Raw genomic sequence first — 2,675 nt, 5'->3', positions numbered from 1 at the left:
CCAGGCTGCGGCGCATTGGTCGAGGATTTTATCGTAGCTGTCGAAGACGGTGTTGGCGAGCTTGTTGGCGCGCAGGTATTGCCAGACGTTTTCGACCGGGTTGAGCTCGGGAGAATAGGGCGGCAGGGTGATCAGCGTGATGTTATTCGGGACGACCAGGTCTTTGCCGCCGTGCCATCCGGCACCGTCGAGGACCAGAACAGCGTGCGCGCCCGGCGCGACAGCCGAAGCGATCTCGGCGAGATGCAGGTTCATCGCCTCGGTGTTGACATGAGGAAGCACGAGGCCTGCGGCCACGCCGCGTCCGGGGCAGGCCGCGCCGAAAAGATAGGCCCATTCGTAGCGCGTGTCCCGGAGGGCGCGGGGCCGGGTCCCGAGCCGCGCCCAAACGCGGGTCAGCGTGCCCTGCTGGCCGACCCTTGCTTCATCTTGAAACCACACCTCGAGCGGCTTGCCCTTCGCCGCTTCGGGAAGCACCGCAGCTACCGCCGCCGGGAAGTTTTTTTAAACGTCTCCTGGGTGCCCTCGTCGGTCTTCGGGTGGCGCGAGCGCACCGACAGCCGCCGAAAGCCGAGCGTCGCCAGTTGCTTGCCGACCGTGCGCTCGTGCATCTCCACGCCGAACAGCGCCTTGATCCGCGCCTGAAGATCGATGCTGCGCCAGCGCACAACCCCGTCGCGCTGCAGATCGGGACCGGCCTCGACCAAGGCTGCAAGCTCGGCCTTCTGCTCGGGCGTCAGCAACGGCGACGCTCCGGGCGATCGGCGGTTCGCGAGCCCGGCCAGCCCCTCGGCGTTGTAGCGATGCACCCAGTCGCGCAGAGTCTGCCGGTCCATGCCGCAAGTCGTCGCCGCAGTCGTCCGGTCTACCCCTTCCAGCACGAAGGCGATCGCCAGCATCCGCCGCGCCGCGCGACTGTCTTTCATCTTCGCCGCCACCGCCCGCAGCTCCGCCGCCGTCAATTCCTTCCGCGTGACCTCGATTGCCATTCGATCCTCCCTGCCGTCGGAACAAGAGAATCAGAATCTGAACGCTTTGGGAATCCCCTCAGAGTCAGAAACAATGGCCGTTGGTACGAGCCTGTCGAACATCATCTTGCTGGAAAGCACGCTTTCATTTCTGGGCCTTGGGGTGCAGCCACCCACGGCCACGCTGGGCGCGATGGTGGGGGTGGGACGTGACTACATGCCAACAGCCCCATGGATCGTGCTGGCCCCTGCCTTGCTGATCCTCGCGGTCACCTTCTCGGTCCAGATCCTTGGCGACTGGCTACGCGACCGCGCCGACGTCAGGCTGCGGGTCCGCTGATCCGCCCAAGATACACCCGGACGGGCCTGCCAGGGCCCGCCCGATCCACGACTGCCAACCAACGGAGAACACGAATGAAACGCCTTCTGCTCGCAACTACCCTGATCGCTGCCCTTCCGAGCGCGGTCTTTGCCACCGAGATCACGGTGGCCGCCGCCAACGTGGCCCCCTTTCTGGATCCGGGGCGCGACCATTCAAACGTCGGGTCGCAATTCTACTTCAACACCTTTGACCCACTGATCCACAAGGATTACTTCAAACCCGACATGCAGGCGCAGCCGGGCCTTGCGACAGAATGGGCGATGGTGGAGCCGACAGTGATGGAGCTGAAACTGCGCGAAGGCGTGGTGTTCCAGAATGGCGCAGCGATGACGGCCGATGACGTGGTGTTTTCACTCAATCGCATGTTCCAAGCCACGTTCCCGCCCTATCAGGTGCGGATGCGCGACCGGTTGGCCAACTTCGATCGCGCCGAAAAGATCGACGATCTGACCGTGCGGATTCATGTCAAGCGCGAAGAACCGCTGTTCGAGACACTGTTGAATCTGCAACAGACCTTCATCGTGCCGGAAGACTACATCAAGGGGCTGACCGGCGACCCGAAGGTGGCCGAGGATGCCGATTATGAGGCATTCTCGCTTGCTCCGGTCGGTACCGGCCCCTATGCGATCACCGAATTCATTCCGGGCGAAAAGATCGTTTACGAACGATTTGACGGCTTCTGGGGCGAAAAGGCTCCGCTGGACCGCGCCACGGTGCTGCATGTCGGTGAAGTTGCGTCGCGCCTGACCGCGCTGCGCACCGGCGAGGCCCAGATCGCCACCAACATCGCCCCCGACCAGTTGGCGATGATTGCGGGCGATGCCACGCTGAAGGTCGAAGGCGCTGTGACGCCGCTGTTCCACGTCATGATCATGAACGTGAACCACCCCAAGCTGAAGGATCCGCGCATCCGCCAGGCGCTGTCATTGGCCATCGACCGCGAACTCCTGAACGAGGCGCTGTGGCTCGGCAAGGCTTTGGTTCCTGCCTCGCACACAATGGAAGAATTCGGGCCGCTTTACATGCCCGAACTGAAAACTTTTGAATACAACCCTGAAAAGGCCAAGGCGTTGCTGGCCGAGGCGGGTTATGACGGTTTTGAAGTGACGTTCGACACCCAAGGTAGCTATTATACCAAAGGGTTACTGGCCGCACAGGCCATAACCGAGATGTGGGCCGCCGTGGGCTGTTGATTTGCACTGAGAAGTGACCCGGGTTTTTCATCGAGAATTGACCCACCTTTGATTATGGATTTTGGGTCATGCTTGGGTCAAGGGCGAGTTTCACTCCTTCTTTTTTTGGGCTGCAGCGGCTGAGCTTGCCTT

General features: G+C 62.1%; 3 protein-coding genes. 2 read left to right on the top strand and 1 reads right to left on the bottom strand.

From position 1 onward, the window contains the following. Window positions 1-989, bottom strand: a protein-coding gene (locus tag Q7V03_RS02070) for an IS630 family transposase (RefSeq protein ID WP_304923952.1) whose coding sequence is annotated in 2 segments (ribosomal slippage) — window positions 1-506 and window positions 506-989 — 990 coding nt annotated over the 2 segments. Because the reading frame shifts where the segments join, the coding sequence is not laid out codon by codon here. This gene is flagged as partial in the annotation. 73 nt (window positions 990-1,062) lie between these two features. Here Q7V03_RS02070 and Q7V03_RS02065 point away from each other — a divergent pair. Beyond that, on the top strand, window positions 1,063-1,308 hold the full coding sequence (locus Q7V03_RS02065) for a hypothetical protein (RefSeq protein WP_304923951.1): 246 nt from the start codon (window positions 1,063-1,065) through the stop codon (window positions 1,306-1,308). A 74-nt stretch (window positions 1,309-1,382) separates the two neighbouring features. Next, window positions 1,383-2,543, top strand: a complete 1,161-nt coding sequence (locus Q7V03_RS02060; RefSeq protein ID WP_304923950.1) for an ABC transporter substrate-binding protein — start codon at window positions 1,383-1,385, stop codon at window positions 2,541-2,543. Window positions 2,544-2,675: the final 132 nt, after the last annotated feature.

The organism is Cypionkella sp. (genome assembly GCF_030652235.1).
In the GTDB taxonomy this organism is placed as follows: domain Bacteria; phylum Pseudomonadota; class Alphaproteobacteria; order Rhodobacterales; family Rhodobacteraceae; genus Cypionkella.
The sequence above is the reverse complement of the archived record's forward strand: the minus strand, read 5'-3'. Positions and strand labels throughout refer to the sequence as shown.

Bases quoted from the DNA above. Each gene is read 5' to 3' on its own strand.
- Q7V03_RS02065 (WP_304923951.1), top strand. From the start codon at position 1,063: ATGGCCGTTGGTACGAGCCTGTCGAACATCATCTTGCTGGAAAGCACG.
- Q7V03_RS02060 (WP_304923950.1), top strand. From the start codon at position 1,383: ATGAAACGCCTTCTGCTCGCAACTACCCTGATCGCTGCCCTTCCGAGC.